15 protein-coding genes are annotated in these 15,490 nt (G+C 63.6%); 12 read left to right on the forward strand and 3 right to left on the reverse strand.

The features are described 5' to 3' along the window. Positions 1-19: 19 nt before the first annotated feature. On the forward strand, positions 20-997 hold the full coding sequence (locus B5E66_RS04300) for a glycosyltransferase family 2 protein (RefSeq protein WP_087229119.1): 978 nt from the start codon (positions 20-22) through the stop codon (positions 995-997). Next, entirely contained in the window at positions 994-1,581 is a 588-nt protein-coding gene (locus tag B5E66_RS04305) for a flavin reductase family protein (RefSeq protein WP_087229122.1), read from the forward strand. Before B5E66_RS04300 ends, B5E66_RS04305 begins: the two co-directional genes overlap by 4 nt. Positions 1,582-1,696: 115 nt before the next feature. Here B5E66_RS04305 and B5E66_RS04310 read toward each other — a convergent pair whose 3' ends face one another. Both B5E66_RS04310 and B5E66_RS04315 read right to left on the reverse strand, forming a co-directional pair. Then, positions 1,697-2,152 (reverse strand): threonine/serine exporter family protein, encoded by a 456-nt coding sequence (locus B5E66_RS04310; protein ID WP_087229125.1) that lies wholly within the window; start codon positions 2,150-2,152, stop codon positions 1,697-1,699. Continuing rightward, the gene (locus tag B5E66_RS04315) at positions 2,149-2,937 is read right to left on the reverse strand and encodes a threonine/serine exporter family protein (RefSeq protein WP_087229128.1); all 789 of its coding nucleotides are present in this window, start codon (positions 2,935-2,937) and stop codon (positions 2,149-2,151) included. Before B5E66_RS04315 ends, B5E66_RS04310 begins: the two co-directional genes overlap by 4 nt. Before the next feature lie 862 nt (positions 2,938-3,799). Here B5E66_RS04315 and B5E66_RS04320 point away from each other — a divergent pair. The 10 genes from B5E66_RS04320 (at position 3,800) to B5E66_RS04365 (ending at position 13,250) form a co-directional block, all read left to right on the forward strand. Beyond that, on the forward strand, positions 3,800-4,672 hold the full coding sequence (locus tag B5E66_RS04320; RefSeq protein WP_087229131.1) for a MetQ/NlpA family ABC transporter substrate-binding protein: 873 nt from the start codon (positions 3,800-3,802) through the stop codon (positions 4,670-4,672). A 21-nt stretch (positions 4,673-4,693) separates the two neighbouring features. Further along, complete coding sequence (locus B5E66_RS04325) at positions 4,694-5,707, forward strand: methionine ABC transporter ATP-binding protein (RefSeq protein WP_087229134.1); 1,014 nt, start codon at positions 4,694-4,696, stop codon at positions 5,705-5,707. Then, positions 5,704-6,360, forward strand: a complete 657-nt coding sequence (locus B5E66_RS04330) for a methionine ABC transporter permease (protein WP_087229137.1) — start codon at positions 5,704-5,706, stop codon at positions 6,358-6,360. Before B5E66_RS04325 ends, B5E66_RS04330 begins: the two co-directional genes overlap by 4 nt. 65 nt (positions 6,361-6,425) lie before the next feature. Beyond that, positions 6,426-7,700 carry an O-acetylhomoserine aminocarboxypropyltransferase/cysteine synthase family protein gene (locus B5E66_RS04335; RefSeq protein ID WP_087229140.1) on the forward strand — a complete coding sequence of 425 codons (1,275 nt, stop codon included), beginning with the start codon at positions 6,426-6,428 and terminating at the stop codon, positions 7,698-7,700. 30 nt (positions 7,701-7,730) lie between these two features. Continuing rightward, the gene (gene metA, locus B5E66_RS04340) at positions 7,731-8,654 is read left to right on the forward strand and encodes a homoserine O-acetyltransferase MetA (protein ID WP_087229143.1); all 924 of its coding nucleotides are present in this window, start codon (positions 7,731-7,733) and stop codon (positions 8,652-8,654) included. A gap of 63 nt (positions 8,655-8,717) precedes the next feature. Then, the gene (locus tag B5E66_RS04345) at positions 8,718-9,761 is read left to right on the forward strand and encodes a DmpA family aminopeptidase (RefSeq protein ID WP_087229146.1); all 1,044 of its coding nucleotides are present in this window, start codon (positions 8,718-8,720) and stop codon (positions 9,759-9,761) included. Between the two features lie 21 nt (positions 9,762-9,782). Next, positions 9,783-10,358, forward strand: coding sequence for a nitroreductase family protein (locus B5E66_RS04350; protein WP_087229149.1), 576 nt, complete (start codon positions 9,783-9,785; stop codon positions 10,356-10,358). A gap of 339 nt (positions 10,359-10,697) precedes the next feature. After that, positions 10,698-11,579: a transporter substrate-binding domain-containing protein gene (locus B5E66_RS04355; protein ID WP_242958082.1), complete on the forward strand. Its 882-nt coding sequence runs from the start codon at positions 10,698-10,700 to the stop codon at positions 11,577-11,579. Between the two features lie 194 nt (positions 11,580-11,773). After that, on the forward strand, positions 11,774-12,484 hold the full coding sequence (locus B5E66_RS04360) for an amino acid ABC transporter permease (protein ID WP_087229155.1): 711 nt from the start codon (positions 11,774-11,776) through the stop codon (positions 12,482-12,484). 13 nt (positions 12,485-12,497) lie between these two features. Then, positions 12,498-13,250: an amino acid ABC transporter ATP-binding protein gene (locus B5E66_RS04365; protein ID WP_446718500.1), complete on the forward strand. Its 753-nt coding sequence runs from the start codon at positions 12,498-12,500 to the stop codon at positions 13,248-13,250. A 384-nt stretch (positions 13,251-13,634) separates the two neighbouring features. Here the strand turns inward: B5E66_RS04365 and dnaK are convergent, their stop codons facing one another. Continuing rightward, entirely contained in the window at positions 13,635-15,455 is a 1,821-nt protein-coding gene (gene dnaK, locus B5E66_RS04370; RefSeq protein WP_087229162.1) for a molecular chaperone DnaK, read from the reverse strand. Positions 15,456-15,490 lie beyond the last annotated feature (35 nt).

The raw sequence follows: 15,490 nt of genomic DNA on the forward strand, positions 1-15,490 counted from the left end.
GAAAAGGAGAATATCTGTCATGAGCGGAAAACCGATCCTCTGGATCATCATTCCTTGTTACAACGAAGAAGAAGTGCTTCCCATCACCGCGCCGCAGTTTCTGCACAAGATCCTGGATCTGACGGCGCAGGGCCTCATCAGCGACAAAAGCCGGGTCTGCTTTGTGAACGACGGCTCCAGAGACCGCACCTGGCAGCTGATCTGCCAGTTCGCACAGCAGGACCCCCACTACATCGGCATCAGCCAAAGCCGCAACCGGGGCCACCAGAACGCCGTGCTGGCCGGGCTGATGGAGGCCAAAGACCAGTGCGATGTGACCATCTCCATCGACTGCGACGGCCAGGACGACATCAACGCCATGGACGAGATGGTGCGCAAATACCTGGCCGGGGCCGAGGTGGTGTATGGGGTACGCAGCCGCCGGGATACCGATACCTTTTTCAAGCGGTTCACCGCCGAGGGCTTCTACCACCTGATGAACCTGCTGGGCGCAGACATCGTGTTCAACCACGCCGACTACCGGCTGATCAGCGCCCGGGTGCTGGAGCACTTTGCGGATTACCACGAAGTGAATATCTTTTTGCGCGGGATGGTGCCGCTGGCGGGCTTCCCCAGTGAGACGGTGGCCTACGAGCGCCATGAGCGCCTGGCCGGGGAAAGCCACTATCCCCTGTCCAAAATGCTGGGCCTGGCGTTCGACGGCATCACCAGCCTGTCCAACAAACCCATCCGGCTGATCACCGGGGTGGGGCTGCTGTTCAGCATCCTGAGCTTCATCGGGGTGGTCTGGGCGGTGGTGCTGGGGGTGCTGGGCAGCACGGTGGCAGGCTGGGCCAGCACCATCTGCATCGTCTGTCTGATGGGCGGCATCCAGCTGGTGTGCCTGGGCGTGATCGGGGAATACATCGGCAAGATCTATATGGAGACCAAAGCCCGGCCCCGCTATATCATCAGCGAGCGCACCTGGCAGCCCTATGAAAGGAAGTATCACGGATGAGCAAACAGAGCTGGAAGGGCGCGGCCCTTCTCAACCCGGTCCCCCCGGTGCTGGTGTCCTGCGGCAGCATCGAAAAGCCCAACCTGATCACAGTGGGCTGGGCGGGCACCATCTGCACCCGGCCCGCCATGGTGTCGGTGAGCATCCGGCCCGAGCGGTACAGCTACGGCCTGATCAAAGACAGCGGCGTCTTTGCGGTCAACCTGCCCACCGAAGGGCTGGTGCGGGCGGTGGACTGGTGCGGGGTCAAGAGCGGCCGGGATGTGGACAAGTTCGCCGCCCTGGGCCTCCATGCCGAGCCGGGGACCGTCCATCCCGATTGCCCCATCCTGGCCGAAAGCCCTCTGGCCCTCGAGTGCCGGGTGACCCAGACCATCCCCCTGGGCAGCCACGAGCTGTTCCTGGCGGTGGTGGAAGGAGTGTGCGTGGACGAGAGCCTGCTGGACAGCGAGGGCAAGCTCCGGCTGGACCGGGCCGGCCTGATCGCCTACAACCACGGAGAATACCGGGCTTTGGGCAAGCGCCTCGGCACCTTTGGCTATTCGGTGCGCAAAAAGCGCCCCGCCCACCCCAAAAAGCGATAAGACCACTTATCATGCAAAAAGCAAAAGCCGGCAGGGACCTGCCGGCTTTCATCGTGTCGAAAACGGCACGCTTTTCTATGTGTGGATCAGAAATTTTGACAGCCTGCATCCCCTTTCATTTGTCCTTCCGGGCTTTGGGGCCGGGCAGGGGCAGGCCCAGCACCAGGGAGATGCCGATGGCCAGGGCTGCGGCGATCTTAACGGTGTCGGCGGCGCTGGCCGCCATCTGGAGGTTGTCGTTCTGGATGAAGTAATAGGCCGTGTAGTAGATGTCGGCGCCGGGCACCAGGGGGAAGATGCCGCACAGCAAAAACACCGTCACCGGGGCTTTGAGGGTGATGGCAAAGATGCGAGCCAGCAGCGTCAGGGGGATGGCCGCCAGCAGGTTGGCGGTGACTGCCCCGATCCCCAGCATGACGGCCAGCTCATAGGTCAGCCAGCCTACCGCGCCGGTGGCGGCGCAGGCCAGGTAGCATTTGCGGGGGATGCCGAACAGAATGCCAAAGCACAAAGTGCCCACCCCGCCCAGGAACAGCTGCCGCACCAGCTCCAACACTTGCTGCGCCGTCATACGACCACCATCCCTGTCAGCATGGTATAAGCCCGCAGCACAAGGCCGGTGCCGCAGGCCAGGCACGCGGCCACCAGCACCGCGTCGATCATCCGGATGGTGCCCGAGAGATAGTCCCCTTTCACAAAGTCCCGGATGGACATGGTAAAGGCCACGCCGGGGGTCAGGATCATCAGCGCGCCGATGGCCGCATGGTTGACGCTGGCCCCCAGCGCCCCGCACACCGCGATGCACACCAGAGTGATCAGCCCCGACCCCGTCAGTTTGAGGAACAGCGCCGGCAGCCGCCGGCAGGTCCATAAGTAAAGGCTGACCAGGCAGCCCGCAGCGGCGGCGGCCGCAGCTTCCCCCAGCCCTCCGCCGAACATCAGCGCAAAGGCCGCCGATCCCACGGTGCCGCTGAGCACCTGGGCCTTGACGTTGGGGAAGGGGATCCGCCGCGCGGCCACCAGGCGCCGCTCGGCTTCGTCCAGGCCCACCTGTCCTGCCGCCAGCTCCCGGGACAGCTCATTGACGGCGGCCACCCGTCCCAGATGGATGGTGCGCTGGGGCACATTGCGCACCTCGCTGATCTCGGCGGTGCCGGCGCTGGCAAAGATGCCGTTGGTCAGCACATAGACGTGGAACTCCCGCAGGTGCAGGCTGCGGGCCATGATCTGCATGGTCTGCTCGGCCCGGAACACCTCCGCCCCGTTCTCCAGCAGGGTCTGCCCTGCCGCCATAATAAAATCCATGATCCGGCGGCGCTCCTCGCCGTCGGGATAAAGCTGAATGGGCTGCGCCATACGCTCCTCCTATCGTTTTGCGGGGGCGCATAGCTCCCCTCGCGTCGTCTGCCTATACTTTACCACGAAGGCCGCCGCATCTCAAGGGCAGGAGTTGGCAAAAAAGATTTGCTCAGCGTGTCGAAAAACGACACGCTCCAAGGGGAACCCATTTCTGCCCGCAGTCGCGGGGCAGAAATTCCTTCCCCCTGGTGGTTGCGGTTCCCTGTTTTCGCGGCGCGCCACGGCGGGCGCTTGCGAAAAGCAGACCGCGGCCCCTGCTCCGCTTCGGCTGTTTCGTCCGCAGGACGCGCCTCAGCTTCGCAGTCCCTGGGGACAAAATTTGGCGCTGAACCGCGCACTCGCCGCAAAGCGGCTCGCACACTCTCAGCGCCAAATTTCCCTGTATGTGTCCTGTCCATCCGCACATGTCGGCTGGACAGGACTTTTTTGACAGTCTGGGCAAAAAAGATTTGCTTTTGCCTGTTGACAAAACAGCCCGACGCGGCTACAATAAAAACGATATCATAAAATTGGCTGTGAAGAGAAGAGTAGGCCTTCGCATTGACCTCTACCAGAGAGCCTGAACGGTGAGAGCAGGCGGGGAACAGGGGGCTGAAAATGGTCTCGGAGCCGCGCGGGCGAGGGGCAAGAGCGCCAAGCCTGCGACGGGTGCGCCCGTTACAGCGTCCGGCTGTCGCGCCATGGGTCCGCCCTGCCGCCGCAGCATCGAGGCCGTACCCCGCAAGGGGGCGGTAAACCAAGGTGGTACCACGGAAGCATTCTGCTCCCGTCCTTGCAGGTTTTTTGGACCTGTGGGGACGGGAGTTTTTCTTTTCCGCCCCGGCCCATCATCCAACTTTATGAAAAGAGGAGTTTCATTATGTCCAAGATCACTCGCCGCAATTTCCTGAAAGTCACCGGCGCGGCTGCCGCAGCCGCCGCCCTGGCCGCCTGTGGCGCAGGCGGCTCCGCCAACGGCACCCAGTTCCACATCGCAGTGCCCAACGACACCACCAACGAGGCCCGCGCCCTGCGGCTGCTGGAGAAGAACGGCTTCTTCACCCTCAGCGAGGACGCCGGCATCACCGCCACCAAAAACGACATCGTGGAGAATCCCTACAATGTGGTGATCGACGAGGTGGAGGCCGCCCAGGTGCCCAACGTGCTGCAGGATGAGGACTACGCCGTCATCAACTCTAACTATGCCATCCCCGCCGGGCTGGACCCCATGACCCAGGCGCTGGCCATGGAGGACGGCACCTCCGACTACGTCAACGTGCTGGTGTGCAAGGAGGGCAACCAGGAGCTGCCCCTCATCAAGGCCCTGGCCGCCGCCCTGCAGAGCCAGCAGGTGAAGGACTATATGGCCGAGCAGTACAAGGGCGCCGTGGTGTCGGTGGTGGAAAACCCCACCGACGGCTACGATCCCACCGTGGACTACGAGGCCCTGAACGGCCAGACCATCAGCTGCGCCGCCACCCCCGCCCCCCACTGCGAAGTGCTGGAGGTGTGCGTGCCCATCCTGGAGGCTAAGGGCATCACCCTGGATATCCAGGAGTTTGATGACTATATCATCCCCAACACGGTGGTGGAGGACGGCCAGGTGGACACCAACTACTTCCAGCACCAGCCCTACCTGGACGACTTCAATGAGCAGAACGGCACCCACCTGGTGACGGTGGCAGGCATCCATGTGGAGCCCATGGGCATCTACGGGGGCAAGCAGACCAGCCTGGACGCCATCTTTGGCTGATAACGCGAAGGAGCACTTGTCGTGATTGAGATCAAGCATCTGTCCAAGACCTTCCAGATGAAGGACGGCGCCGTGGAGGCGCTGCAGGATATCGACCTGACCATCCCCGACGGGATGATCTACGGCATCATCGGTATGTCGGGGGCGGGCAAAAGCACCCTGGTGCGCTGCATCAACCTGCTGGAGCGGCCCACCCAGGGTTCGGTGGTGATCGACGGCACCGCGATGGAATCCCTGACCCCTGCCCAGCTGCGCCAGCGCCGCCAGAAGATCGCCATGATCTTCCAGCAGTTCAACCTCCTGATGCAGCGCACCTGCCTGAAAAACGTCTGTTTTCCCATGGAGCTGGCCGGCGTCAAAAAGGCCGATGCTGAAAAGCGCGCGCGGGAGCTGCTGCAGACGGTGGGCCTGCCCGACAAGGCAGAGGCCTACCCCGCCCAGCTCTCGGGCGGCCAGCGTCAGCGGGTGGCCATCGCCCGGGCCCTGGCCACCGACCCCAAGGTACTGCTGTGCGACGAAGCCACCAGCGCCCTGGACCCCGACACCACACGCTCCATCCTGACCCTGATCCGGCAGATCAACCAGAAACTGGGCATCACGGTGGTGGTGATCACCCACCAGATGAGCGTGGTGGAGGCCATCTGTGACCGTGTGGCCATCCTGGACCACGGCCGCGTGGTGGAAGAAGGGTCGGTGCAGGAGATCTTTGCCCGGCCCAAGACCCCGGCGGCCCGCCGTCTGGTGGCGCCCGGCGGGGGCAAGGCCTCCCGGGAGCTGGCTTCCTTTGCGCCCGACGACCATGTGGTGCGCCTGACCTTCAACGGCTCCTCCACCGAGAAGCCCCTGGTGGCCAGCCTGGCTGCCGATACCGGCATCCTGGTCAGCGTGCTCAGCGCCGATACCCGCGACCTGAACGCCCAGTGCTTTGGCAGTATGCTGCTGCGTCTGCCCCGGGACGTGGAGGCGGCCCGCCAGGCCGTTGCCTATATGAAAGCCCAGCCCGGTGTGACTGTTGAGGAGGTGTCCGGCCTGTGACCGTCTATGATTTCGCTTTTGCCGTGTGGGAGACCTTTTATATCACGGTGCTCTCCACCGCGTTTGCCCTGGTGCTGGGGCTGCCCTTGGGCGTGCTTCTGGTGGCCGGGGACAAGGACGGCGTTCTGCCTCTGCCCGGCTGGCTGATGCACGGGCTGAACATCGTCATCAACATCCTGCGCAGCATCCCCTTCCTGATCCTGATGATCTGCGTGTTCCCCCTCTCCCGGCTGATCATCGGCACCACCGTGGGCACCAACGCTACCATCGTGCCTCTGGTGGTGGCCTCCTTCCCCTTTGTGGCCCGGCTGGTGGAGACCAGCCTGCGGGAGCTGGACGCCGGCGTCATCGAGGCGGCCCAGAGCATGGGGGCCACCCCCTTCCAGATCATCACCAAGGTGATGATCCCCGAAAGCCTGCCCGGCCTTGTCTCCAGCATGACCACCGCCCTGACCACCATCCTGGGCTATTCGGCCATGTCGGGCGCCATCGGCGGCGGCGGCCTGGGCAAGATCGCCATTTCCTACGGCTACTACCGCTACCAGGCCGACATCATGCTGATCGCCGTGGTGCTGCTGATCGTGCTGGTGCAGCTGTTCCAGACCGTGGGCACCGCCCTGGCCAACCACAGCGACAAGCGCCTGAAAAAATAACCATCCGTTTATAACGTCGTCTATAAAACGATCCGACAAGATTTGTCACGAAAGGAGTCTTTGCCATGAACCGCGATACCATCTGCGTGCAGGGGGGCTACACCCCCGGCAACGGCGAGCCGCGCCAGATCCCCATCATCCAGTCCACCACCTTCAAATACGACACCAGCGAGGATATGGGCAAGCTGTTCGACCTGGAAGCCGACGGCTACTTCTATTCCCGGCTGCAGAACCCCACCTGTGACGCGGTGGCCCGCAAGATCGCCGCCCTGGAGGGGGGCACCGCCGCCATGCTGACTTCCAGCGGGCAGGCGGCCAACTTCTTCGCCCTGTTCAACATCTGCCAGTGCGGGGACCACATCGTCTCCTCCTCCACCATCTACGGCGGCACCTTCAACCTGATCTCGGTCACCATGGCCAAAATGGGGATCGATGTGACCTTCGTGTCCCCCACCTGCACCGAGGAAGAGCTGGACGCCGCCTTCCGTCCCAACACCAAGGCCGTGTTCGGCGAGACCATCGCCAACCCCGCCCTGACCGTGCTGGACATCGAAAAGTTTGCCCATGCCGCCCATGCACACGGGGTGCCCCTGATCGTGGACAACACCTTCCCCACCCCGGTCAACTGCCAGCCCATTGCGTGGGGCGCCGACATCGTCACCCACTCCACCACCAAGTATATGGACGGCCACGGCGCAGCGGTGGGCGGCGCCATCGTGGACAGCGGCAAGTTTGACTGGATGGCTCACGCCGACAAATTCCCCGGCCTGTGCACCCCCGACGAGAGCTACCACGGCATCACCTACGCCGAGCGGTTCGGCCGGGAGGGCGCTTTCATCACCAAGGCGACCGCCCAGCTGATGCGGGACTTTGGCTGCTGTCAGTCCCCCCAGTCGGCCTTCATCCTCAACCTGGGCCTGGAGAGCCTGCATGTGCGGATGGCCCGTCACTGCGAGAACGCCCTGGCGGTGGCCCGCTTCCTGGAACAGCACCCCAAGGTGGCCTATGTGGACTACTGCGGACTGGAGTCCAGCCCCTACTATCCCCTGGCCCAGAAGTACCTGCCCCATGGCAGCTGCGGCGTGGTGTCCTTTGGGCTGGCAGGGGGCCGCGAGGCAGCCAGCACCTTCATGAAGTCCCTGCGGCTGGCCGCCATCGAGACCCATGTGGCCGATGCGCGCACCTGCTGCCTGAATCCCGCCTCCAGCACCCACCGGCAGATGAACGATGAGCAGCTGAAGGCCGCCGGCGTCCCCGCCGAGCTGGTGCGGATGAGCTGCGGCCTGGAGGCCAGCGAAGACCTGATCGCCGACATCGCCCAGGCTCTGGACAAGGTCTGAGCCTCCAGCCCGCACAAAGGAGGCTGCGCCATGCCCCTGATCATCCCCAAATCCCTGCCGGCCTACCAGGCCCTGTATGCCGAAAATATCTTTGTCATGCACCGGGAGCGGGCCCTTTCCCAGCACATCCGGCCGCTGGAGATCGCCATCCTCAACCTGATGCCCACCAAGATCGCCACCGAGACCCAGATCGCGCGGCTGCTGGCCAACAGTCCCCTGCAGGTCCACATGACCCTGCTGCAAACGGCCAGCCACTCCGCCACCCATGTCTCCCCCGCCCATCTGGAGGCCTTTTACAAGACCTTTGACGAGGTGCGGGGCCGGCGGTTCGACGGCATGATCATCACCGGCGCGCCGGTGGAGACCATCCCCTTCGAGCAGGTGGACTACTGGCCCGAGCTGTGCGAGATCATGGAGTACAGCAAGACCAACGTTTATTCCACTCTGCATGTGTGCTGGGGGGCCCAGGCGGCCCTCTACCACCACTACGGCGTGCGCAAGGAGCTTTTGCCCCAAAAGATGTTCGGCATCTTCCCCCACCGGGTGCTGCGCCCCGCAAATCCCCTGGTGCGCGGCTTTGACGAGGTGTTCTACGCGCCCCACAGCCGCCACACCGGCATCTGCGTGGCCGATGTACAGGCCCGGCCCGAACTGCGGGTCCTGGCTGCCAGCGACCAGGCCGGCCCCTACCTGCTGAGCACCGAGAACGGGCGGCAGATCTTTGTCACCGGCCACCCCGAATACGACAAGCTGACACTGGACACCGAATACCGCCGGGATCTGGCCAAGGGCCTGCCCATCGCGGTGCCCCAAAACTACTATCCCGGCGACGATCCCAGCCAGAGCCCCCTGTTCCGCTGGCGGGCCCATGCCCACCTGCTCTACTCCAACTGGCTGAACTACTACGTCTACCAGAACACACCCTACGACCTGGACACCATGGACAGCGTCTGAAAACGGCCCGGTTTCCCGACCGCCCTGTTGGGGCCGGGCCTGCTTTGTGCAGGAGGTACTTTTATGGGTATAGAAGCCCGTTGGGGGTTCCGTGTGGGCACCATGCCCCATGGCCCCCGCAACAAGATCAGCGACGTGCCGGGGGTGACGGTGGGCCACTGCACCCTGGCACAGGGGGAGGTGCAGACCGGCGTCACCGCCCTGCTGCCCCACCCCGGGGACACCTTCCACCAAAAGGTAGCGGCGGCCAGCTGCGTCATCAACGGCTTTGGCAAGACCATCGGCCTGGTGCAGATCGACGAGCTGGGCACCCTTGAGACCCCCATCCTGTTCACCAACACCCTCAGCGTGGGCACCGCGGCCACCGCCCTGGTGCGGTATATGCTGGAGCGCTGCCCCGACATCTGTGAGAGCACCGGCAGCGTCAACCCGGTGGTGTGCGAGTGCAACGACAGCGGCCTGAACGATATCCGGGGCCTGCACGTCACCGAGGCTGACGCCCTGGCCGCCCTGGCTGACTGCCGGGCCGACTTTGCCGAGGGCGCCGTGGGCGCCGGCCGCGGGATGCGCTGCCACGGGCTGAAGGGGGGCATCGGCTCCTCCTCCCGGGTGGTGGAGCTGGACGGCCAGTCCTTCCATCTGGGGGCGCTGGTCCTCTCCAACCATGCCCGCTTTGACGACCTCATCCTGGCGGGAGTGCCCATCGCCCAGCGTCTGGGCCAGCTGCCCCAGGTGGCGCCCCACCAGGACAAGGGCTCCATCATCACGGTGCTGGCCACCGACATCCCCCTCACCTGCCGCCAGCTGGGCCGGGTGGCCCGCCGGGCCATCGTGGGCCTGAGCCGCACCGGTTCCTACTGCGGCAACGGCAGCGGCGAGATCGTCATCGCCTTTTCCACGGCCAACAAGATCCCTCACTACCCCCAGCAGAGCCTACTCAGCCTGCAGGCGGTGGGGGAAACCAAGATCGACCTGCTGTTCCGGGCGGCGGCCGAGTGCGTGGAGGAGAGCGTGCTTTCTTCCCTGCTCCACGCCGAGACTGTCACCGGCCGGGGCGGCCTGACCGTCCGCAGCCTGGCGGACCTGTTGCAGGAAGCCGGGCACTGAATTTGTGAAAGGAGACCCATTATGGACATCATGCAGCTTCTCGCCACCCGCCGCACCTACCGCCGGTTTGATCCAAAGCCGGTGCCTGCCGACGTGATCCACGATATGGTGGAGGCGGTGCGGCTGTCCTCCTGCGGGGCCAACCGCCAGGCCGTGCGGCTGGTCATCGTGGCCCGGCCCGAGGATGTGGCCCGGGTGCAGCCCCTGGTCAAATGGGCGGCCTACCTGCCTGCCGAACAGGGCGTCCCGGCCCCCGGCCAGCAGCCCACCCTTTTTGTGGCAGTGGTGCAGGACACCACCATCCCCGGCGACCTGGATACCGACACCGGCATCGCCCTGGCCAACCTGACCCTGGCCGCCTGGGCCAAAGGGGTGGGCAGCTGCATCATGGGTGCCATCGACCGGCCCCGCCTGGCGCAGCTGCTGGGTCTGGCCGAGACCGAAAAACTGCACTCGATGGTGGCCCTGGGCTACCCGGCCCACGCCAGCCATGTGGTCCCCATGACCGAGAGCACCGGCATCAAGTACTACCTGGACGAGAACCGGGATTACTGTGTGCCCAAGCGCAGTGCAGAGGAGATCGCACGGTATCTGTGAGCGCAGCTCAGCTTGGCTGTCCGTCCCGTATATGTCCCGTCCATCCGCACGCGTCGGCCGGACGGGACTTTTTTGACCGTTGACCGACCGGCCCAGCATCGCTGCCGCAGGTCATGCACTGCATATATTCGCAGTTTTTGGTCGAACTTTGCATAAGTTATCTCAAATCGGTTTCAATTCTTCCTCTTTTCTGCACAAGGCTTGACATTTGATTTTGTAAAAACTATACTACAAATTGTTGCCGGGAAGATGCCCGGTGTTGTCGCCGCATCGTCTGTTTGCGGCCTGCGGGCCCAGTGCCCGTCTTATGCTTTAGGATAACAAGAGGAGTGTATGAATATGAAGAAGATCTCTCGCCGCAGCTTCCTGCTGGCCGCAGGTATGTCCGCCGCCCTGGTGCTGACCGCTTGCTCCAGCACCAGCTCTTCCACCGCTTCCAGCACCGCCAGCTCTGCTGCGTCTGCTGCATCCGACGCCGCTTCCGCTTCCACCCAGGCCATCCAGAGCCTGGAGGATCTGGCCGGCAAGACCGTTGGCGTCCAGCTGGGCACCACCGGCGACCTGCTGATGAGCGAGGAAGTGGGCGAAGGCGAGGACAAGCTGGGCATCGCCGGCGTGGAGCAGTACAACAAGGCCGCCGACGCCGTGCAGGCCCTGCTGACCAACAAGATCGACGCCGTGTGCATCGACGACCAGGTGGCCAAGAACTTTGTGGCTGCCAACCCCGATGAGCTGACCACCCTGGACACCGCTTTCGCCGAAGAGAGCTACGCCATCGCCGTCAGCAAGGACAACGCTGACCTGACCGAGCAGCTGAACGGCGCCATCGCCGAGCTGAAAGAGGACGGCACCCTGGACGCCATCCTGGACAAGTACATCGCCAAGGTGGAGGGCGCCGAGGGCTATGTCTCCCCCGAAGGCACCGAGTACCCCAACGGTACCCTGGTGATGGCCACCAACGCCACCTTTGATCCCTATGAGTACATCGAGAACGGTGAGATCGTGGGCATCGACGCCGAGTTTGCCAAGGCTCTGTGCGACAAGCTGGGCTATGACCTGCACATCGAGGATATGGAGTTCGACTCCATCATCGCGGCTGTCAACAGCGGCAAGGCCGACTTCGGCATGGCCGGCATGACCGTCACCCCCGAGCGTCAGGAGCAGATCGACTTCACCGATACCTACTGCACCGCCGCCCAGTCCATCATCGTGCTGAAGTAAGCAGCCGGACGATCTGCGGCTTAAAAAGAGAAAAAACTCTTTACAAACTGCGGTTTTTGTGGTTTTATAAGAGATGCAGTGGACAGAGCCCAGGTGCGAATCCCGGCTCTGTCCCTTCTCTTTATGTATATATGCATAAAAATTCAAAAAATATGCATATTCACCCCTGTCCGCCCCGCCAAGGAGGGAAGTTCATGGCATTTTTCCAAAACCTATGGGAGGAACTTTCCAGCGAGTTCGTCTCCACCTTCATCGAGGAGCAGCGCTACCTGCTCTTCCTGAACGGCCTGAAAACCACCCTGATCGTTGCCTTTGCGGCAGCGGCCCTGGGCGTGGTGCTGGGCTTTATCATCGCGTACATCCGTACCACCCATGACCAGACCGGCCACCTGCGCATCCTGAACGGCGTGTGCAAGCTGTATCTGACTGTCATCCGCGGCACCCCCACCATGATCCAGCTGTTGATCATGTACTTTGTCATCTTCGGCTCGGTGAACATCGGCAAGGTGCCGGTGGCCATCCTGGCCTTTGGCATCAACAGCGGCGCCTATGTGGCCGAGATCTTCCGCAGCGGCATCATGAGCCTGCCTCCGGGACAGATGGAGGCCGCCCGCAGCCTGGGCCTGAACTACACCCAGGCCACCTGGAAGATCATCCTTCCCCAGGCGGTCAAGAACGTGCTGCCCGCTTTGGGCAACGAGCTGATCGTCCTGCTGAAGGAGACCTCCATCAGCGGCTATATCGCCCTGCAGGACCTGACCAAGGCCGGCGACATCGTCCGCAGCCGCACATACAGCACCTTCTTCCCCTACATCTCGGTGGCTCTGATCTACCTGGTGATGGTGCTGTTCCTGGAGAAGCTGCTCAACCACATGGAAGGGAGGCTGGCCCGCAGTGACCGGTAAATCGACCGAAAAGATCATCGAAGTACGCGGCCTGAAAAAGACCTACGGCGGCGAGAAAAAGCGCGGCTACAAGGGCCTGACCCCCACCCTGGACGTGCTGAAAGGCATTGACATCGACATCTACCGGGGCGACGTGGTCTGCCTGATCGGCCCCTCGGGCTGCGGCAAATCCACCTTCCTGCGGTGCCTCAACCGGCTGGAAAAGCCCACCGGCGGCTCCATCAAGTTTGAGGGGGTGGAGGTGGACGAGGCCCACATCGACAAGCTCCGCCAGAAGATGGGGATGGTGTTCCAGCACTTCAATCTTTTCCCCCACATGACGGTGAAAGAGAACCTGTGCATGGCCCCCACCCTGCTCAACCTCAAGACCAAGGAGGAGGCCGCCAAACGGGCCGACGAGCTTCTGGCCCGGGTGGGCCTGTCGGACAAGGCTTCGGCCTACCCCGCCAGCCTGTCGGGCGGCCAGCAGCAGCGCATCGCCATTGCACGGGCCCTGGCCATGGACCCCGACGTCATCCTGTTCGACGAGCCCACCAGCGCCCTGGACCCCGAAATGGTGGGCGAGGTGCTGGCCCTGATGAAAGAGCTGGCCCACACCGGCATCACCATGCTGGTGGTCACCCACGAGATGGGCTTTGCCCGGGAGGTGTCCAACCGGGTCATCTTCATCGACGAGGGCGTCATCCAGGAGGACGAGCCGCCCCAGGAGCTGTTCGAGAACCCCAAGAACCCCCGTCTGAAAGCATTCCTCTCCAAAATGCTGTAAAAAGGTCAAAGCCCCGGCGTTCCTGTGCGTGTTGCACAAGAGCGCCGGGGCTTTTTGGTTCATTTGCTGCGCAGGTATTTGATGCAGGCCAGGATGACGGCCAGGTAGCAGCCGCAGCGCAGCAGGTTCATGACGACGTTCAGGACCACGCTGGCCCCGACCATGATGGTGGGTGACATCGCGTTTCACCTCCTCCCTGCCCTCTCCGTCCCGCCGCCTCTCCTGCACACGGGAATGGGACGGCAGACTCCTTCGTCCGGCCGGCGGGTTGGCCCGGCGTGTTTTATTTAGTATAGCATACTTCTAAAGCATAAAGCAACCGGTCCGCAAAAATGCCCGGCCGCCTGTTTGGACAGGCGCCGGGCCTTCTTTTGGGCTTGTCGCTCACAGACTCTCGCCGGAGCCTGCATTGCCCTCGCCGGTCTGCTGGGTGTAGAGGATCATCAGATGGCTGGCGCTGGCCTCCAGGGTCTCCTTGGCCTGGCGCAGGGAAGCTTCCTCGTTGTCGTTCATCTTTTCGGGGTGGTCCTTGCGGATGCAGCGGCGGAGGTTGGAAAGGTCGGTCTTGACGCGGTTCTTTTCCTCCTTGTCGATCTCCTTTTTGCACTTGGAGAGGGCCTCGTCCACCTTGTAGGCCAGGATCTCGGCCTGGTTGTGGAGTTCCAGACGGCCCTTGCGGCGGCTGTCCTCGGCCTCGTAGGCGGCCGCGTCGGCCATGGCCCGCTGGATCTCGCTCTCGGAGAGGTTGGTGGAGCCGGTGATGGTGATGTTCTGCTCCCGGCCGGTGCCCAGGTCTTTGGCCGAGACCTTCACCACGCCGTTGACGTCGATGTCAAAGGTGACCTCGATCTGGGGCTTGGAGGAAAAGCCCGCCCGGATGCCTCCCAGCTTGAACTTACCCAGGGACTTGTTGTCCTTGGCAAAGCGGCGCTCCCCCTGCAGGACGTTGATCTCCACCGAGGTCTGCATGGGCCGCGCCGTGGTAAAGATCTGGCTCTTGCGGGTGGGGATCATGCTGTTGCGGGTGATGAGGGGGGTGGCGACCCCGCCCAGCGTCTCGATGGACAGGGTCAGGGGGGTGACATCCATCAGCACCAGGCCCTGGGCTGCCGCGCCGGTGGCGCCGGCCAGCTTGCCGCCTCCCTGCAAAAGGCCGCCCTGGATGGCCGCGCCCATGGCCACACACTCGTCGGGGTTGAGGGTATGGCTGGGCTCCTGGCCCAGCAGCTCCTTGACCTGGCGGGCCACCGCGGGCATCCGTGTGCTGCCGCCCACCAGCAGCACCCGTCCCAGGTCGGCGGCCGAAAGGCCCGCATCCCGCAGGGCGTTGTTCACCGGCTCTACCGTCCGGGCCAGCAGGTCAGCGGTCATCATCTCGAACTGGGGCCGGGTCAGGGTGGCGTCGATGTGGTGGGGGCCGTCCCGGCCCACCGCGATAAAGGGCAGGTTGATCTGGGCCGAAGGGGCGCTGGACAGCTCTTTCTTGGCCTTTTCGGCCTCCTCTTTCAGGCGGCCCATGGCGGCGGGGTCCTTTGTCAGGTCGATGCGGTCGCTCTTTTTGAACTCCTGCACCAGCCAGTCCACGATCCGGCCGTCAAAGTCATCGCCGCCCAGCCGGGTATCGCCGCCGGTGGCCAGCACCGTAAAGGTGCCGTCCTCGATCTCGATGATGGAGACGTCGAAGGTGCCGCCGCCCAGATCGTAGACCAGGATCTTCTGGGGCGCCTCGTTGTCCAGACCATAGGCCACGGCGGCGGCGGTGGGCTCGTTGATGATCCGCAGCACGTTCAGCCCCGCGATGCGGCCTGCATCCTGGGTGGCCTTGCGCTGGCTGTCGTCAAAGTAGGCGGGCACCGTGATCACCGCCTCGGACACCTTCTCGCCCAGATAGCTCTCGGCGTCCCGCCGCAGCTTGGACAGGATCATGGCGCTGATCTCCTGAGGGGTCAGGTCTTTGCCGTCGATCCGGACCCGGTAGTCGCTGCCCATCCGGCGCTTGATGCTTGATATGGTGCGGCCCGCATTGGTGGCCAGCTGGCGCTTGGCCGCGCCGCCCACCAGACGCTCGCCGTCCTTGGTGAAAGCCACTACCGAGGGGGTGGTGCGCTCTCCTTCCGCGTTGGTGATGACCACCGGCTTTCCCCCTTCCACCACCGCCACACAGGAGTTGGTGGTGCCAAGATCGATCCCGATCACTTTGCCCATATGTGCAATCCTCTCTTTTTCTTCCTGGGCCGCAG

Origin of the sequence: Faecalibacterium sp. An121, assembly GCF_002160915.1 — a bacterium.
Lineage (GTDB): Bacteria > Bacillota > Clostridia > Oscillospirales > Ruminococcaceae > Faecalibacterium > Faecalibacterium avium.